Source organism: Streptacidiphilus monticola (genome assembly GCF_042658505.1).
GTDB lineage: Bacteria > Actinomycetota > Actinomycetes > Streptomycetales > Streptomycetaceae > Streptacidiphilus > Streptacidiphilus monticola.
On sequence record NZ_JBHSQJ010000071.1, the window covers coordinates 28112 to 43477 of the forward strand.

Here is a 15366-nt window from a genome sequence, read left to right on the forward strand (position 1 = left end):
GGGCTGGTCGCGCGGTCCCCGCGCCCTAAAGGGCGTCCGACTGTGCTGCCGAGAGTGCGGCTCTCACGTCGTCGTCGACATGCTGACGGGCCCTCAGGTAGCCGACCACCGTGTTGGTCACGGCCACCAGCGGAACCGCGACGACGGCGCCGCCGATGCCGCCGATGATGGACCCCGAGGTCACCGCGAGGATCACCGCCAGCGGGTGGATCCGCACCGCCCGGCCCAGGATCAGGGGTTGGAGCAGGTGGCCTTCGATCTGCTGGACGCCCAGCAGCACGGCCAGCACCAGGGCCGCCGTCACGATCCCGTGCGTCACCAGGCCGACCAGCACCGCGATCGTTCCGGTGACCAGCGCGCCGACCAGGGGGACGAAGGCGCCCAGGAAGATCAGCACGGAGATCGGCACCGCCAGCGGCACTCCCAGCAGCCAGATGCCGATCCCGATCGACACCGAGTCGATGAAGGCGACCAGCACCGTCCCCCGCACGTACGCGGTCAGCGTCGTCCACGCGCGGGGGCCCGCGCCGGCGAGGGCCATGCGGGAGCGGACCGGGAACAGCCGCAGCACCCAGTTCCAGATCTTCCGGCCGTCGTAGAGCAGGAAGTACGTGCAGAACGCGGTCAGGAACACCCCGGTCACGATCTCCACCACAATGCCCACGGTGCTGAAGCCGAAGGACGTGATCTGGTCGCTGTTGGTGCCCACCGCCCGCTGCAACTGGTTGGCGAACTGGTTGATCTGCTTGTCCGTCAGATGCATAGGGCCATGCGTCAGCCAGTTCCGGATCTGGGTGATGCCGTCCTGGATGTGGCTGGTGACCTGGTCCAGGTTGGTGCTGACCTGCCAGTAGACGAACCAGCCGACCAGCCCGATCCCGATGATGCCGCCGAGGAACGTCAGTATCGTCGCCAGCGCGCGCGGCACGCCCTTGGAGCGCAGCCAGGCGACGGTGGGCTGGAGCAGCGCGCTGATCAGCAGCGCGGCCACGAAGGCCAGCGCCACGATGCGGAGCTTGTCCACCACGCGGAGCAGCACGTAGATCGCGACGCCGACCAGCAGCAGTCGCCAGATGGCCTCCGCGGCCACCCGCAGCGTCCACGGGACCACCTCGGCGGGATGGTCCGGGCGGGCCGGATACGGATCCACCGGCCGGGGCGCGTGCGGCACCGCGGCCGCCGACGCCGGCACCTCCCGATCCAACTCCGCCGCCTCCTCGCGCTGCACCAGCTCCGAGCGCTGCACGCGTTGGGACAGCCGCCTGAACACCACCGAACGCCCCTTCCGGCCGAACCGACGCCACGAACGCTACCCGGTCCGCGGACCGGCCCCCTTCGGCCTGATCCGACATTTCACAGCTTTTCGGTTTAGCGTCCTGAGCAGCGGGGGACGACTACCGGCGAGACCGTCCCGCACACGCGGTCTCATCCGTGGGAGAAGTGACCGAAGCCCCCGATCGGACAGGGATCGGGGGCTTCACCACGTCCAGGGGACGCGAGGGCCTAGTACCAGTTGTGGGCCTGCCAGAAGGACCACGCGCCGCACGGGCTGCCGTAGCGGGAGTTCATGTAGTTCAGGCCCCACTTGATCTGCGTGGCCGGGTTGGTCCGCCAGTCGGCGCCGACCGAGGCCATCTTGGAACCGGGCAGCGCCTGCACCAGGCCGTAGGCCCCGGACGCGGCGTTCTCCGCGGTGTAGTTCCAGCCGCTCTCGCGGGTGACGATGTTCGAGAAGCAGACGTACTGCGTCTCGCTTCCTATGATCGACAGCGCCATCGCCTGGACGCTGCCCTTGGTGTACGCCTTGGCGAGCGTGGCGCGGGAAGCGGCACGCGCGGCGGCCTGCTGCTGGGCGCGGGCCTCGGCGGCGGCCTTGGCCTTGGCGGCGTTCGCGGCCTTGATCCGGGCGGCCTCTGCGGCGGCCTTCTGCGCGGCGGCCTGGGCAGCGGACTGCTGCGCGTCGGCCTGTGCGCTGATGTGGTCGCTGACCGTCTGGGCCTGCTGCCCCGAGGAGATGTCGGCCAGCAGGGTCGTCGACCCCGCGGCGTCGACCACCTGGGTCGGCTGCTGCTCGCCCGACGCGACGCCGACCACGGCGCCGACAGCGGTGACGGCGGTGGCGGAGGCCACGGCCATGCCCCGAACCGAGATCCGGCTCACACGGAATCCTTCCAGCGTCGCCCGCATGGTGACCTCGCGTGCGAACCACGCCCCTGGCACTGGCCTCCTGTCGCACGGTCACGGAGGCGCTGGCCCGCGCGGACCGCCGAGACGGACCACGTGTGGATCGGGCGGCGCGCGCCCCGATGGGGCTGGGACGGCACGCGGGGCCTGACAAATCCCACACGATGCCGCACGGCGCTTCCCGCGCGCAATCTCCTCCCCCGTGTCGAACGTCACACCCTTCCGGGCGATCCGGATCTGACGATACGCCAGCAGATGATCTAACAGACCGTTACCATCCCGGCCCCCTTTGGGGCGTAGCCCCAGGGGCGCGAGGATCCCCCACCCTCCCCCAGCCTTCGGCCGGGGGTGCCCCCACGGCGGGAGGCCCACCGCGAGTACACCCCACCCGCGGTGGTTCGTCCCGCACACGGGTCCGGACCTCCCCGAGTGGTGGGCTGGTCGCGGTGGGGGCACCCCCGGCCGAAGGCTGGGGGAGGGGGGATCCTCGCGCCCCCAAGGGGCTACAGGTCGAGCATCTCGGTGACCAGGGCGGCGATGGGGCTGCGCTCGGAGCGGGAGAGGGTCACATGGGCGAAGAGGGGGTGGCCCTTCAGCTTCTCGACGACGGCGACCACGCCGTCGTACCGCCCCACCCGGAGGTTGTCCCGCTGGGCGATGTCGTGGGTCAGCACGACCCTCGACCCCTGGCCGATCCGGGAGAGGACCGTCAACAGGACGTTCCGCTCCAGGGACTGGGCCTCGTCCACGATCACGAAGGCGTCGTGCAGCGAGCGCCCGCGGATGTGGGTGAGCGGCAGCACCTCCAGCATCCCGCGGGAGAGCACCTCCTCGATCACGTCGGGCGTCGTCACCGCCGAGAGCGTGTCGAAGACCGCCTGGGCCCACGGGCCCATCTTCTCGGCCTCGCTACCGGGGAGGTAGCCCAACTCCTGGCCGCCGACCGCGTACAGGGGCCGGAAGACCATCACCTTCCGGTGCTGGCGGCGCTCCAGCACCGCCTCCAGGCCGGCGCACAGGGCCAGCGCCGACTTGCCGGTGCCGGCCCGGCCGCCGAGGGAGACGATGCCGACGTCCGGGTCCAGCAGCAGGTCCAGGGCGACGCGCTGCTCGGCGCTGCGGCCGTGCAGGCCGAAGGCCTCGCGGTCGCCGCGGACCAGCCGCACCCGGCCGTCCGACGTCACCCGGCCGAGCGCGCGGCCGCGCTCGGAGGTGAGCACCAGGCCGGTGTGGACCGGGAGTTCGGCGGCGTCCGCGATGTCCACCGTGTCGTTGGCGAACAGGGCGTCAACTTGCTCCGCGGACACGGCCAGTTCGGACATACCGGTCCAGCCGGAGGTGATCGCCAGCTCGGCCCGGTACTCCTCGGCCAGCAGACCGACGGAGCTGGCCTTGACGCGCATCGGCAGGTCCTTGGAGACCACCGTGACGTCGAAGCCCTCCGCCTGGAGGTTGCGCGCGACCGCGAGGATGCGGCTGTCGGCGTCGCCCAGCCGGTAGCCGGCGGGGAGTACGGAGGGGTCGGTGTGGTTCAGCTCGACCCGCAGGGTCCCGCCCAGGTCGCCCACGGGGATGGGCGCGTCGAGGCGGCCGTACCGGACCCGGTAGTCGTCCAGCAGGCGCAGCGCCTGCCGGGCGAAGTAGCCGAGTTCGGGGTGGTGCCGCTTGGCCTCCAGTTCCGTCACGACGACGACGGGCAGCACGACCTCGTGCTCCTCGAACCTCGTCATCGCGATGGGGTCGGCCAACAGGACACTGGTGTCGAGGACGTACGTGCGCCGGTCGTGCATGCTCCGGCGGCTCTTGGAACTGACCACAGGGCCTCCCGGGCGGATGGCCCGCTGCCATCCGCGTTTACCGCGCCCACCGGCCCCGCTGGCCGAGGTCACGGTCTGCCAGGGATATGCCCCGTGATTCCTGATGCCATGCCAAACCTTGGATGAACTGCCGGAACTGACGTTCCGCCGACATCCGACCGTGATCAGCCGCCGTAACGGCGGTTGCGCTGCGCGTAGTCGCGCAGCGCGCGCAGGAAGTCCACCTTGCGGAAGGCGGGCCAGTAGGCCTCGCAGAAGTAGAACTCCGAGTGCGCGGACTGCCAGAGCAGGAAGCCCGACAGCCGCTGCTCCCCGCTGGTCCGGATGACCAGGTCCGGGTCCGGCTGGCCGCTGGTGTAGAGGTGGCGGGCGATCTGCTCGACGTCGATCATCTCGGCCACCTGCTCCAGCGGCGTGCCCTGGGCGGCCTGCTCCTGCAGCAGCTTGCGGACGGCGTCGGCGATCTCGTGCCGGCCGCCGTAGCCCACGGCGACGTTGACCAGCAGGCCCTGGTGCTCGGCGGTGGCCTGCTCGGCCTCCTTGAGGGTGGCGGCGGTGGAGTCGGGCAGGAGGTCCAGCGCGCCGACCGGGTGTACGCGCCACCGGGGGTTGGCAGCCATGTCCCGGACCGCCTGCTCGATGATGCCCAGCAGCGGGACCAGTTCGGCGGCGGGGCGGTTGAGGTTGTCGGTGGACAGCAGCCAGAGGGTGACCACCTCGACGCCGGTCTCCTCGCACCAGCCGAGGAACTCCGGGATCTTGTCGGCCCCGCTCTGGTGGCCGTCGGCGGTGGACATGCCCAGCGAACGGGCCCAGCGGCGGTTGCCGTCCAGCATCACGCCCACGTGACGGGGCGCCTTGGCGGGGTCCAGGTGCGCCTCGACGCGCCTGCCGTACAGCCCGTAGACCAGTTTCCGCAGCAGCGGCGAATGGCGGACGACCTTGCCCACGTCCATGATCTGAGGAGCCCCTCCTGTGCGCGCTCGCCCCCGGCGCTTCAGCCTACCGGCTGACAGCAACCCCCCAGGGGCGCGAGGATCCCCCACCCTCCCCCAGCCTTCGGCCGGGGGTGCCCCCACGGCGGGAGGTGCCCCCACCGCGACCAGCCCCACCACCCTCGGAGGTTCGACCCGCACAGGGGGCGGACCTCCCCGAGTGGTGGATTGCCCGCGGTGGGGGCACCTCCCGCCCGAGGGTGGGGGATCCTCGCGCCCCTGGCGAGTGCCCTCCCGGACGGTGCGCCATATTGTTCAGCGTCCACACAAATTCCCCCAGGGAGGAACCTCGATGATCCCCGCTCCCTATCGGGCGGCTGAGGCTCGGTACGACGGAACCATGCGGTATCGGCGGACCGGCCGTTCAGGCCTCAAGCTGCCGGAGATCTCGCTCGGCCTCTGGCACAACTTCGGCGACGACCGCACCCTCGACTCGCAGCGGGCGATCCTGCGGCGGGCGTTCGACCTCGGGGTCACCCACTTCGACCTGGCCAACAACTACGGGCCGCCCTACGGCTCCGCCGAGGCCAACTTCGGGCGCATCCTCGCCGCCGACTTCCGCCCGTACCGTGACGAGCTGGTCATCTCCACCAAGGCGGGCTACGACATGTGGCCCGGCCCGTACGGCGAGTGGGGTTCGCGCAAGTACCTCACCGCCAGCCTCGACCAGTCGCTGAAGCGGATGGGCCTCGACTACGTCGACATCTTCTACTCGCACCGCTTCGACCCGGAGACCCCGCTCGAGGAGACCATGGGCGCGCTGGCGTCCGCGGTCCAGCGGGGCAAGGCGCTGTACGTGGGCATCTCCTCCTACAGCGCGGCGAAGACGCGCGAGGCCGCGGCCATCCTCCGGGAGCTGGGCGTCCCGCTGCTGATCCACCAGCCGTCGTACTCGATGCTGAACCGCTGGATCGAGGACGACGGGCTGCTGGACACCCTGGAGGAGGCGGGCGCCGGGTGCATCGGCTTCGCGCCCCTCGCGCAGGGGCTGCTGACGGACCGTTACCTGAAGGGCATCCCGGCGGGCTCGCGGGCCACCCAGGGCAAGTCGCTGGACCCGGCCAGCCTCACCGAGCAGATGCTCCAGAAGCTGAACAAGCTCAACGACATCGCCGCCGCCCGCGGCCAGTCCCTCGCCCAGCTGGCGCTGAGCTGGCTGCTGCGCGATCCGCGGATGACCTCCGCGCTGATCGGCGCCTCCTCCGTGGCGCAGTTGGAGTCCAACGTCGCCGCCGTCCAGGGCGCGCCGCTGACGGACGCGGAGCTGGCGGAGATCGACCGCTACGCCACCGACGCCGACCTCAACCTGTGGGCGAAGTCCAGCGAGGCCTGACCGCGCTGACCGTTCGTCACCACACCAGCGCCCCGCTCGGGTTCGGAGCGGGGCGCTCCAGTTGTGGTCTGAACCAGGTTGTCCCCAAAGGCGCAGCACAGTCGGCCTTAACTGAGGATTAAGTGCGGTTCTGACCCCTTGACAGAGATGGTGGTCTAGTCCAACTTGTGGGACAAGCTTCATCCCCAAGTCCCTCCTCCTTCCCCCACAGTTGAGGATCTGACTGCCATGGCTTCCCCCCGTCGTGCCGTGAACGCGGCACTCGCCTGTACCGCCGCGATAGGACTCGGCGTCACCGGACTCGTCGCGTTCAGCGGCGGCGCGAACGCCGCCGCGAACAACCTGCTGACCAACGCCGGCTTCGAGGCCGGGTCCACCTCCGGCTGGAGCTGCGACGCCGGTACCGCCACGGTGAGCAGCACCACGAAGTACGACGGCTCCTACGCGCTGGCCGCCACCCCCACCAGCTCCGTCAACGCCCAGTGCACCCAGACCGTCTCCGTCCAGCCCAACTCGACCTACACGCTGAGCGCCTGGGTCAACGGCCCGTACGTCTACCTGGGCGCGACCGGGACCGGCACCACCGATCCGAGCACCTGGTCCAGCTCCTCCTCCTGGAACCAGCTGACCACCACGTTCACCACCGGCGCGAGCACCACCAGCGTCAAGGTCTACCTGCACGGCTGGTACGGCCAGGCCACCTACTACGCGGACGACGTGGTGCTCAGCGGCGCCGCGGGGGCGTCCAGCAGCCCGAGCGCGTCCGCCTCGGCCTCGGCCAGCGCGTCCGCCAGCGCCTCGGCGAGCCCGAGCAAGTCCTCCTCGCCGAGCGCGTCGGCCAGCCCGAGCCAGTCCTCCTCCCCCAGCTCCTCCCCCAGCTCCTCCCCGAGCTCGTCGCCCAGCTCCTCGCCGACCTCCGGCACGGGCAAGCACCTGGTCACCGGCTACTGGCAGGACTTCGACAACGGCGCCACCGACCAGAAGATCAGCGACGTCAGCTCGCAGTACGACATCATCGCGGTGGCCTTCGCCGACGCCGACCCGAGCAACCCGGGCGGGGTGACCTTCACCCTCGACCCGACCCTGGCGAGCAAGCTGGGCGGCTACACCGCGGCCCAGTTCAAGGCGGACATCGCGGCCAAGCAGGCGGCCGGCAAGAAGGTGATCATCTCCGTCGGCGGCCAGAACGGCACCATCACGGTGGACTCCGCCGCCAAGGCCACCAACTTCGCCAACAGCGTCTACAGCCTGATGCAGACCTACGGGTTCAACGGCGTCGACATCGACCTCGAGAACGGCATCAACCCGACCTACATGTCCTCGGCCCTGCACCAGCTGGCGAGCAAGGCGGGCTCCGGCCTGGTCGTGACGATGGCGCCGCAGACCATCGACGTGCTGAACTCCTCGTCGGACTACCTGGCCACGGCGCTGCAGATCAAGGACATCCTGACCATCATGAACACCCAGTTCTACAACTCGGGTTCCATGAACGGCTGTGACGGCGGCGTCTACAGCCAGGGCACGGTGGACTTCATCACCTCCCTCTCCTGCACCGCGATCCAGGCGGGCCTGAGCCCCTCCCAGGTCGGCATCGGCGTCCCGGCCTCGAGCCAGGCGGCCGGCAGCGGCTACGTCTCGCCCACCGTGGTCGAGAACGCCCTCAACTGCCTGGCCAAGGGCACCAACTGCGGCACCTTCAAGCCCAGCACCACCTGGCCGTCCATCGGCGGCGTGATGACCTGGTCGACCAACTGGGACGCCTCCAACGGCAACCAGTTCGCCAACAACGAGGGCGTCTTCACCCACGCCCTGCCGTAGCACCTGCGAGAACACCTGCGAGTCGCAACCCTCAGAGCGGTACTGCCCGTCCACGACCCCCACCGTGGGCGGGCAGTACCTTTCCCGGTATGGATCTGAACGACGAGCGCGTGGACTGGCGCTTCAAGTCCCTCCCGGCGGACGGCCGCACGGTCGCCGAGCTGCGCGAGGCCCGGCTGGGCCTGTTCGACGGGGAGTTCGGCACGCCGCTGCTGACCCTGGACAGCGAGGCGCTGGCGCACAACCTGGAGCTGATGGCCCGCTGGGCCCGCGAGCACGGTCTGGCGCACGCCCCGCACGGCAAGACGCCGCTGGCCCCGCAGCTGTACGACCGTCAACTCGCGCTCGGCGCCTGGGGGATCACCGCGGCCACGCCCACCCATGTGCGGATGTACCGGGCCTTCGGCGTCGAACGGATCTTCCTGGCGAACGAGCTGGTGGAGGCCGCCGCACTGCGCTGGATCGCCGCGGAGCTGGACGCCGACCCGTCCTTCCGCTTCGTCTGCTACGTCGACTCGGCGCGCGGAGTCGAGCTGATGGACGCGGCGCTGGACCGGCCCCTCGACGTCGTGGTCGAGCTGGGCGCCCACGGCTCGCGCACCGGCGTCCGGACCGAGGCCGAGGCCGACGCGGTGGCCGACGCCGTGGCCGCCTCGCGCCACCTGCGCCTGGTCGGCGTCGCCGGCTACGAGGGCACCCTGCCGGGCGCCGACGCCGCGCGCACGCATGTGCGCCGCTGGCTGGACGGCCTGGTCGCCACCGCCCACCGCTTCGACGCCGCCGGGCGCTTCGCCCAGGCGGACGAGATCGTGGTCAGCGCGGGCGGCAGCGAGCACTTCGACCTGGTCGCCGCGGCGCTGACCGAGGAGGCCCTGCGGCTGTCCCGGCCGGTGCTGCGGCTGCTCCGCGCGGGCGCCTACGTCACCCACGACGACCTGCACTACGCCGCGATCACCCCGCTGCGCGAGCTGCGGCCCGCGCTACGGCTGTGGACCCAGGTGCTGTCCCGTCCCGAGCCGGGGCTGGCGCTGGTCAACGCCGGCAAGCGGGACGTCCCCTACGACCTGGGCCTGCCGCTGCCGCTGGAGGTGCGGGACGCCGAGGGCAAGGTCCGTGCGGCGGAGGGGATCTCCTTCACCAAGCTCTCCGACCAGCACGGCTTCCTGTCCGTGCCGGAGACCGACCCGCTCCAGGTGGGCGACTGGGTCTGCCTCGGCCTCTCGCACCCGTGCACGGCCTTCGAGAAGTGGCAGCTGATCCCGGAGGTGGACGCCACCGGTACGGTCGTCGACTACATCCGGACGTTCTTCTGAGCGACGCGGCTCAGTGCCCCGGCGTGATCCGCAACTGGTGTACGGCGCCGGTGGCCTGAACCACCGTCACCGACAGCACGTGGCGGCTCGGGTCCCAGGACGTGGCGCCCGAGTCGCCGCCGTCCAGCTCGACCTGGAGCGGTCCGGGGAAGTCGCCGGGCGGGAGGTAGACCTCGGTCCGGCCGCGCACCCCCGCGAGGTCGCGCCAGGTCAGCGTGACGGTGGAGACCGACTTGTCGTAGGAGAAGGCCAGCGGCTGCCCCGCGACCGCGCGGGGGTAGACCGTGGCCAGCACCGAGGCGAAGTCCGCGGGCCTGCCCGGTGCCGCCCAGGGCGAGCGCGGCCCGGGCTGCGCCGTCCACCAGGCCTCGCCGGCCAGCAGGTCGCCCAGCACCTGCTGCACCCGGTCCAGGTAGAGGTGCGCCTCGGGCAGCGACACGTCGGTGCTCCACGACCCCACGACGACGGGCGCCCCCAGCCTGCGCGCGGTGCGGCGGACCTGCACGGCCCAGGAGGCGAGGAAACGGTCCGTCAGAAAGGCGTTGTCGTCCTGGTACCGGCCGCGTTCCAGGGTCACCGGCGCGAGCTGCGGCGCGTAGCCGAGGCGCGCCCCGCCCGGCCGCGGGTCGTCCAGGTGCGGCAGGGCGGACGCCATGCCCCGGCCGGCGATGGCGGCGGGCTCGACGAAGAGCCAGTGCCGCCCGTCCGCCTGCCGGACCCGCCCGATCAGCTCCTGGTAGAAGCCCGCGAGCGGACCGGCCTCGAAGACCGGCCCGGGCAGGGAGCCGCCCCAGGGCCGGTCCAGCAGGTCGTAGCCGACGACGGTGGCGTCCGAGGCGAAGTAGCGGGACACGGCGGCCCAGGCGTCGAGATACGCGCGCCGCGTGGCGCCGCCCGCGCCGTCACCGCTCCAGAACCCGTCCCACCAGGCCAGGTCCCCGGCCGGGCCAGGGGACGGCAGCACCAGCAGCACGTAGCTGCCCTGCCGGGCGTACCAGCGCACCCGCTGCGCGGCCGCCCGCAGCGAGGCCGGGTCGGCCCCGGCCAGCTGCAGCCGGACGAAGTCGGTGCCCAGCAGCCGCTGTTCGGCGGCGACGCTCCCGGAGCCGGTGACGGCGCCGACGGTGTCGTTCACCCCGTAGAGGAACAGCGCCCGGCCCTGCGCGTCTGTCAGGAAGCGCTGCCCCGGCGCGCCCGGCCCGTCCGGCCCGACCAGCGCCAGCAGGCCGGCGGCACAGGCCGGCACCAGCAACGCCACGACCGCGTTCCGCAGCCTGCGCCCCACCCGAACCCCCCAGTCCCCACCCGGTGTGCTGATCCTAGTGCCGCGTCAGGCAGCCGTTCGCCCTCCTACGGAGGTCCGTGGACGCTTCGCCAACGCAGGCTGGGCACCTCCCGGCCGGCGGCTGGGGGAGCCTGTGCACGACAGCCGGCGCGGCGGGGTGAAGGTTCCCTGGCCCGGCACGGGATCACGCGGAGGCCGGGGAGTGTCCTGATTGTGTATCAACCCGCCTGGTGGGAAGGGATTTCGGGCTACAGTCCCGCTCATGTCCCGCCCCGACCGGCGCCCCGTCGTCCGCGCGGCCTGCGCCGCGACCCTGACCGTCGTGCTGCTCCTCGGGATCACGCCCCTGTGGCGCTGGGCGGTGGCGGCCGTCCCCGTACAGCTCGCCCCGGCGGAGATCGGCACGCCGCTGCTGCTTCCGCCGCTGCGCCTGGTGCCGCTGGGCGGAACCGGCTGGACCATGCTGGCCTGCGAGGACTTCGCGGCGCTGGTGCTGGTGCTGGTGGTGGGCGCGGTGATGGGCCGTCACATCCGGGTCTGGCGGCGCTCCTCACGCCGGCACCGCCTCGCCGCGGGCTGGGGGGCGTTGGTCCTCGCCGGGGCGGTGGCGGGGGTCTTCCGCGGGCTGGTGGAATCCCGCCTCACCATGTCGGGCCCTCTCGGCTGGGCCGGCTACCCGTTCCTCGGCGCCGTGGCCGGCGCGTGCTGGGGAGCAGCCCTCGGCTGGGCCCCTGGCCTCGCGGCCGCCTTGGCCCGTCCGAAGTACCGGCTCCCCGACGCGCACGGAGGGCTGCCCGGAGTCCCGCTGTCCGCGGAGGTCCGGCCCGGCCCCTGGGACCGCCCGCCGCGCGTGGTCGGCCCCAGGGCGGCCGACGGGGCGGCCGTCTCACATGGCGTAAATCACCCGGCCGACCATGTGACGAAGCCGTAAAGTTGCTGGGCATGCAGGTCACCCAGTCCAGCAAGCTCGCCAACGTCTGCTACGACATCCGCGGCCCGATCCTCGACGAGGCCATGCGGCTGGAGGACGAGGGCCACCGCATCCTGAAGCTGAACACCGGCAACCCTGCCCCCTTCGGCTTCGAGGCACCGCCGGAGATCCTGCAGGACATCCTGCGCAACCTCTCCTCCGCGCACGGCTACGGCGACTCCAAGGGCCTGCTCTCCGCCCGCCGTGCGGTCGTCATGCACTACGAGGAGCGCGGCCTGCACGGCCTCACCGTGGATGACGTCTACATGGGCAACGGCGTCTCCGAGCTGATCCAGATGGCCATGCAGGCCCTCCTCGACGACGGCGACGAGATCCTCGTGCCCGCCCCGGACTACCCGCTGTGGACCGCCTCGGTCTCCCTCGCCGGAGGCACCGCCGTCCACTACCGCTGCGACGAGCAGGCGGACTGGTTCCCGGACCTGGCCGACATCGAGGCCAGGGTCACCGACCGCACCCGCGGCATCGTGGTCATCAACCCGAACAACCCGACCGGCGCGGTCTACCCGGTCGAGCTCCTGGAGGGCATCGTCGAGATCGCCCGCCGGCACCAGCTGATCATCTACGCGGACGAGATCTACGACAAGATCCTCTACGACGAGGCCGAGCACACCAGCCTCGCCTCACTCGCGCCCGACGTGCTCTGCCTGACCTTCAACGGCATGTCCAAGGCCTACCGGGTGGCCGGCTTCCGCTCCGGCTGGATGGCCCTGACGGGCCCCCAGGAGGGCGCCCGCAGCTACATCGAGGGACTGACCATCCTGGCCAGCATGCGGCTGTGCGCGAACATGCCCGCGCAGCACGCGGTCGCCGCGGCCCTCGGCGGCCGTCAGTCGATCAAGGACCTGATCCTGCCGGGCGGACGGCTGCGCGAGCAGCGGGACATCGCCTGGAAGATGCTCAACGACATTCCCGGCGTCAGCTGCGTCAAGCCGAAGGGCGCGCTCTACGCGTTCCCGCGGCTGGACCCGAAGGTCTACAAGATCAAGGACGACGCCCAGATGGTGCTGGACCTGCTGAAGCAGCAGCACATCTACGTGGTCCAGGGCACCGGCTTCAACTGGCCGGATCCGGACCACTTCCGGCTGGTCACCCTGCCCCGGGCCGAGGACCTGGCCGAGGCGGTGACCAGGATCGGCACCTTCCTGGACGGCTACAGCCAGCCGTAACTGGACCGGAACGTACTTTAGACACAGTCCAAGCTAGGATGGGCTCATGTACGAGCCGTCCAGAAGCAGTGCGCCCGCGCAGCGGGTGCACAACAGCGAGCAGGCGGCTGCGCCGCGGGTGGGCGACTCCCACCGGGAGGCGCTGCTCGCCGCCCATCTGACCGCGCTGCGCGTGGCCACCGAGGAGCTGGCCCGAACGACCGGCCGCGGCGACTTCGCGGAGGCGGCCGAACGGCTCGCGGAGCGGATCGCGCAGCTGGCGCCTGCGGCGCCGGCCGCGTCCCCGCGACCGCACGCGACGGACCTGCTCGCCCACACCCACGACCTCGCCGCCCGCGCCCTCGTCGTCGCGGCGGCCCAGCAGGACACCCGCTCCGCGGTACTGGCGTGCCAAGTGATGGATGCAACCGCACTTTAGGGGCGCGACGATCCCCCACCCTCCCCCAGCCTTCGGCCGGGGGTGCCCCCACGGCGGGAGGTGCCCCCAGCGCGGCAACACCCCACCCGGGGAGGTCCGGCCCGCACATGGGGTCGAACCTCCCCGGGTGGGGTGTTGCTCGCGCAGTTCCCCGCGCCCCTAAAGGGGGTTATCCGAGGCGGGAAACGAGACGCTCGTACTCGTCCCACAAGGCCTTGGGCGTGTGGGAACCGAAGAGCTCCAGGTGCTCGGGGATGAGCGCGGCCTCCTGCTTCCAGATGTCCTGATCCACCGTCAGCAGGAGGTCCAGGTCGTCCTCGGCGATGGACAGGCCCTCGAGGTCGAGGGCGTCCCGGGTCGGCAGGATGCCGATCGGGGTCTCGACGCCCTCCGCCTCGCCCTGGAGGCGCTCGACGATCCACTTCAGCACACGGCTGTTCTCGCCGAAGCCGGGCCAGACGAACTTGCCGTCCGCGTTCTTGCGGAACCAGTTGACGTAGTAGATCTTCGGCAGCTTGGCCGCGTCCGTCGCCTCGCCGACCTCCAGCCAGTGGGCGAAGTAGTCGCCCATGTTGTAGCCGCAGAAGGGCAGCATCGCGAAGGGATCGCGGCGCAGCTTGCCGACCGTGCCCTCGGCGGCGGCCGTCTGCTCGGAGGCGACGTTGGCGCCCAGGAAGACGCCGTGCTGCCAGTCGAAGGACTCGGTCACCAACGGCACCGCCGAGGCGCGCCGACCGCCGAAGAGGATCGCGGAGATCGGGACGCCCGCCGGGTCCTCCCACTCGGGGGCGATGGTCGGGCACTGGGCCGCCGGGACGGTGAACCGGGCGTTCGGGTGCGCCGCGGGCGTCCCGCTGGCCGGCGTCCAGTCGTTGCCGCGCCAGTCGGTCAGGTGGGCCGGGGGCTCCTCGGTGAGGCCCTCCCACCAGACGTCGCCGTCGTCCGTCAGCGCCACGTTGGTGAAGACGGTGTTGGCGTACATCGAGTCGACCGCGTTGGCGTTGGTGTCGCGCCCGGTGCCGGGGGCGACGCCGAAGAAGCCGGCCTCGGGGTTGATCGCGTAGAGGCGGCCGTCCGCGCCGAAGCGCATCCAGGCGATGTCGTCGCCGACCGTCTCGACCTTCCAGCCCGGGATGGTGGGCTGCAGCATGGCCAGGTTGGTCTTGCCGCAGGCGCTAGGGAAGGCGGCGGCGATGTACTTGGCCTCGCCCTGAGGGGGCGTCAGCTTCAGGACCAGCATGTGCTCGGCGAGCCAGCCCTCGTCACGGGCCATCGTGGAGGCGATGCGCAGCGCGTAGCACTTCTTGCCCAGCAGCGCGTTGCCGCCGTAGCCGGAGCCGTACGACCAGATCTCGCGGGACTCCGGGAAGTGCGAGATGTACTTGGTCTCGTTGCACGGCCACGGGACGTCCTGCTCGCCCTCGGCGAGCGGCGCGCCGAGCGTGTGGACGGCCTTGACGAAGTCCCCGTCAGTGCCCAGGAAGTCCAGCACCTGCTGGCCCATGCGGGTCATGGTGCGCATGGAGACGGCGACGTAGGCGGAGTCGGTGATCTCGACGCCGTAGGCGGCGAGGGGGGAGCCCACGGGACCCATGGAGAACGGCACCACGTACATGGTGCGGCCCTTCATGGACCCCTTGAAGATGTCACCGAAGATCGCCCGCATCTCCGCCGGCGCCTTCCAGTTGTTGGTCGGGCCCGCGTCCTCCTCCTTCTCGGAGCAGATGAAGGTGCGGTCCTCGACGCGCGCCACGTCCCGGGGGTCGCTGGCCGCGTAGTACGAGTTGGGGCGCTTCTCCGGGTTGAGCTTGCGGAAAGTGCCCTTGTCGACCAGGAGTTCACACAGCCGCTGGTACTCCTCCTCGGATCCGTCGCACCACTCGATCCGGTCCGGCTGGGTGAGCTCTGCGATCTCCTGCACCCAGGCGAGCAACCGCTCGTGCCGCGTGGGGGCAGCCTTGAGGGCAGAGTTCTCGTTCGTCACGATCGCTCCGTTTCCCGGCCGATCATCCTTGATCGAACCGGTGAGGGGTTGAGGGTTTTTGC

Annotated in this window: 12 protein-coding genes; 6 read left to right on the forward strand and 6 right to left on the reverse strand. The window is 71.2% G+C overall.

Annotated features, from left to right (window positions below; translation table 11 throughout):
* Window positions 1-25: 25 nt before the first annotated feature.
* The 4 genes from ACFP3V_RS17410 to ACFP3V_RS17425 all read right to left on the reverse strand — a co-directional run bounded on the left by ACFP3V_RS17410 (window position 26) and on the right by ACFP3V_RS17425 (window position 4957).
* Window positions 26-1273, reverse strand: coding sequence for an AI-2E family transporter (locus ACFP3V_RS17410; protein ID WP_380584377.1), 1248 nt, complete (start codon window positions 1271-1273; stop codon window positions 26-28).
* A gap of 230 nt (window positions 1274-1503) precedes the next feature.
* Window positions 1504-2160: an aggregation-promoting factor C-terminal-like domain-containing protein gene (locus tag ACFP3V_RS17415; protein ID WP_380584379.1), complete on the reverse strand. Its 657-nt coding sequence runs from the start codon at window positions 2158-2160 to the stop codon at window positions 1504-1506.
* 527 nt (window positions 2161-2687) lie between these two features.
* Window positions 2688-4001: a PhoH family protein gene (locus tag ACFP3V_RS17420; protein ID WP_380584381.1), complete on the reverse strand. Its 1314-nt coding sequence runs from the start codon at window positions 3999-4001 to the stop codon at window positions 2688-2690.
* 164 nt (window positions 4002-4165) lie between these two features.
* Complete coding sequence (locus tag ACFP3V_RS17425; protein WP_380584383.1) at window positions 4166-4957, reverse strand: isoprenyl transferase; 792 nt, start codon at window positions 4955-4957, stop codon at window positions 4166-4168.
* Window positions 4958-5288: 331 nt separating this feature from the next.
* Here ACFP3V_RS17425 and mgrA point away from each other — a divergent pair, with 331 nt between their 5' ends.
* The 3 genes from mgrA (at window position 5289) to ACFP3V_RS17440 (ending at window position 9460) form a co-directional block, all read left to right on the forward strand.
* On the forward strand, window positions 5289-6329 hold the full coding sequence (gene mgrA / locus ACFP3V_RS17430) for an L-glyceraldehyde 3-phosphate reductase (RefSeq protein WP_380584385.1): 1041 nt from the start codon (window positions 5289-5291) through the stop codon (window positions 6327-6329).
* Window positions 6330-6557: 228 nt separating this feature from the next.
* A complete protein-coding gene (locus ACFP3V_RS17435) occupies window positions 6558-8147 on the forward strand; it encodes a chitinase (RefSeq protein WP_380584387.1) in 1590 nt (529 codons plus the stop codon).
* 89 nt (window positions 8148-8236) lie between these two features.
* Window positions 8237-9460 (forward strand): alanine racemase, encoded by a 1224-nt coding sequence (locus tag ACFP3V_RS17440; protein WP_380584389.1) that lies wholly within the window; start codon window positions 8237-8239, stop codon window positions 9458-9460.
* Window positions 9461-9470: 10 nt separating this feature from the next.
* Here the strand turns inward: ACFP3V_RS17440 and ACFP3V_RS17445 are convergent, their stop codons facing one another.
* On the reverse strand, window positions 9471-10718 hold the full coding sequence (locus ACFP3V_RS17445) for a glycoside hydrolase family 5 protein (protein ID WP_380584391.1): 1248 nt from the start codon (window positions 10716-10718) through the stop codon (window positions 9471-9473).
* 289 nt (window positions 10719-11007) lie between these two features.
* Between ACFP3V_RS17445 and ACFP3V_RS17450 the strand changes: the two genes are divergently transcribed.
* Genes ACFP3V_RS17450 through ACFP3V_RS17460 form a run of 3 tightly spaced genes read left to right on the forward strand, consistent with a single transcriptional unit; the run spans window position 11008 to window position 13320 of the window.
* Complete coding sequence (locus tag ACFP3V_RS17450; RefSeq protein WP_380584393.1) at window positions 11008-11676, forward strand: hypothetical protein; 669 nt, start codon at window positions 11008-11010, stop codon at window positions 11674-11676.
* Between the two features lie 11 nt (window positions 11677-11687).
* Window positions 11688-12902, forward strand: a complete 1215-nt coding sequence (locus tag ACFP3V_RS17455; RefSeq protein ID WP_380584395.1) for a pyridoxal phosphate-dependent aminotransferase — start codon at window positions 11688-11690, stop codon at window positions 12900-12902.
* A 46-nt stretch (window positions 12903-12948) separates the two neighbouring features.
* The gene (locus ACFP3V_RS17460; RefSeq protein WP_380584397.1) at window positions 12949-13320 is read left to right on the forward strand and encodes an SCO4983 family protein; all 372 of its coding nucleotides are present in this window, start codon (window positions 12949-12951) and stop codon (window positions 13318-13320) included.
* Window positions 13321-13489: 169 nt separating this feature from the next.
* On the opposite strand, the gene ACFP3V_RS17465 is transcribed toward ACFP3V_RS17460, so the two are convergent.
* The gene (locus ACFP3V_RS17465; protein ID WP_380584399.1) at window positions 13490-15304 is read right to left on the reverse strand and encodes a phosphoenolpyruvate carboxykinase (GTP); all 1815 of its coding nucleotides are present in this window, start codon (window positions 15302-15304) and stop codon (window positions 13490-13492) included.
* Window positions 15305-15366 lie beyond the last annotated feature (62 nt).

Excerpts from the sequence above, each read along its gene's own strand:
- ACFP3V_RS17425 (WP_380584383.1), bottom strand. The coding sequence starts at position 4,957 with ATGGACGTGGGCAAGGTCGTCCGCCATTCGCCGCTGCTGCGGAAACTG.
- mgrA (WP_380584385.1), top strand. The coding sequence starts at position 5,289 with ATGATCCCCGCTCCCTATCGGGCGGCTGAGGCTCGGTACGACGGAACC.
- ACFP3V_RS17435 (WP_380584387.1), top strand. The coding sequence starts at position 6,558 with ATGGCTTCCCCCCGTCGTGCCGTGAACGCGGCACTCGCCTGTACCGCC.
- ACFP3V_RS17440 (WP_380584389.1), top strand. The coding sequence starts at position 8,237 with ATGGATCTGAACGACGAGCGCGTGGACTGGCGCTTCAAGTCCCTCCCG.
- ACFP3V_RS17450 (WP_380584393.1), top strand. The coding sequence starts at position 11,008 with ATGTCCCGCCCCGACCGGCGCCCCGTCGTCCGCGCGGCCTGCGCCGCG.
- ACFP3V_RS17455 (WP_380584395.1), top strand. The coding sequence starts at position 11,688 with ATGCAGGTCACCCAGTCCAGCAAGCTCGCCAACGTCTGCTACGACATC.
- ACFP3V_RS17460 (WP_380584397.1), top strand. The coding sequence starts at position 12,949 with ATGTACGAGCCGTCCAGAAGCAGTGCGCCCGCGCAGCGGGTGCACAAC.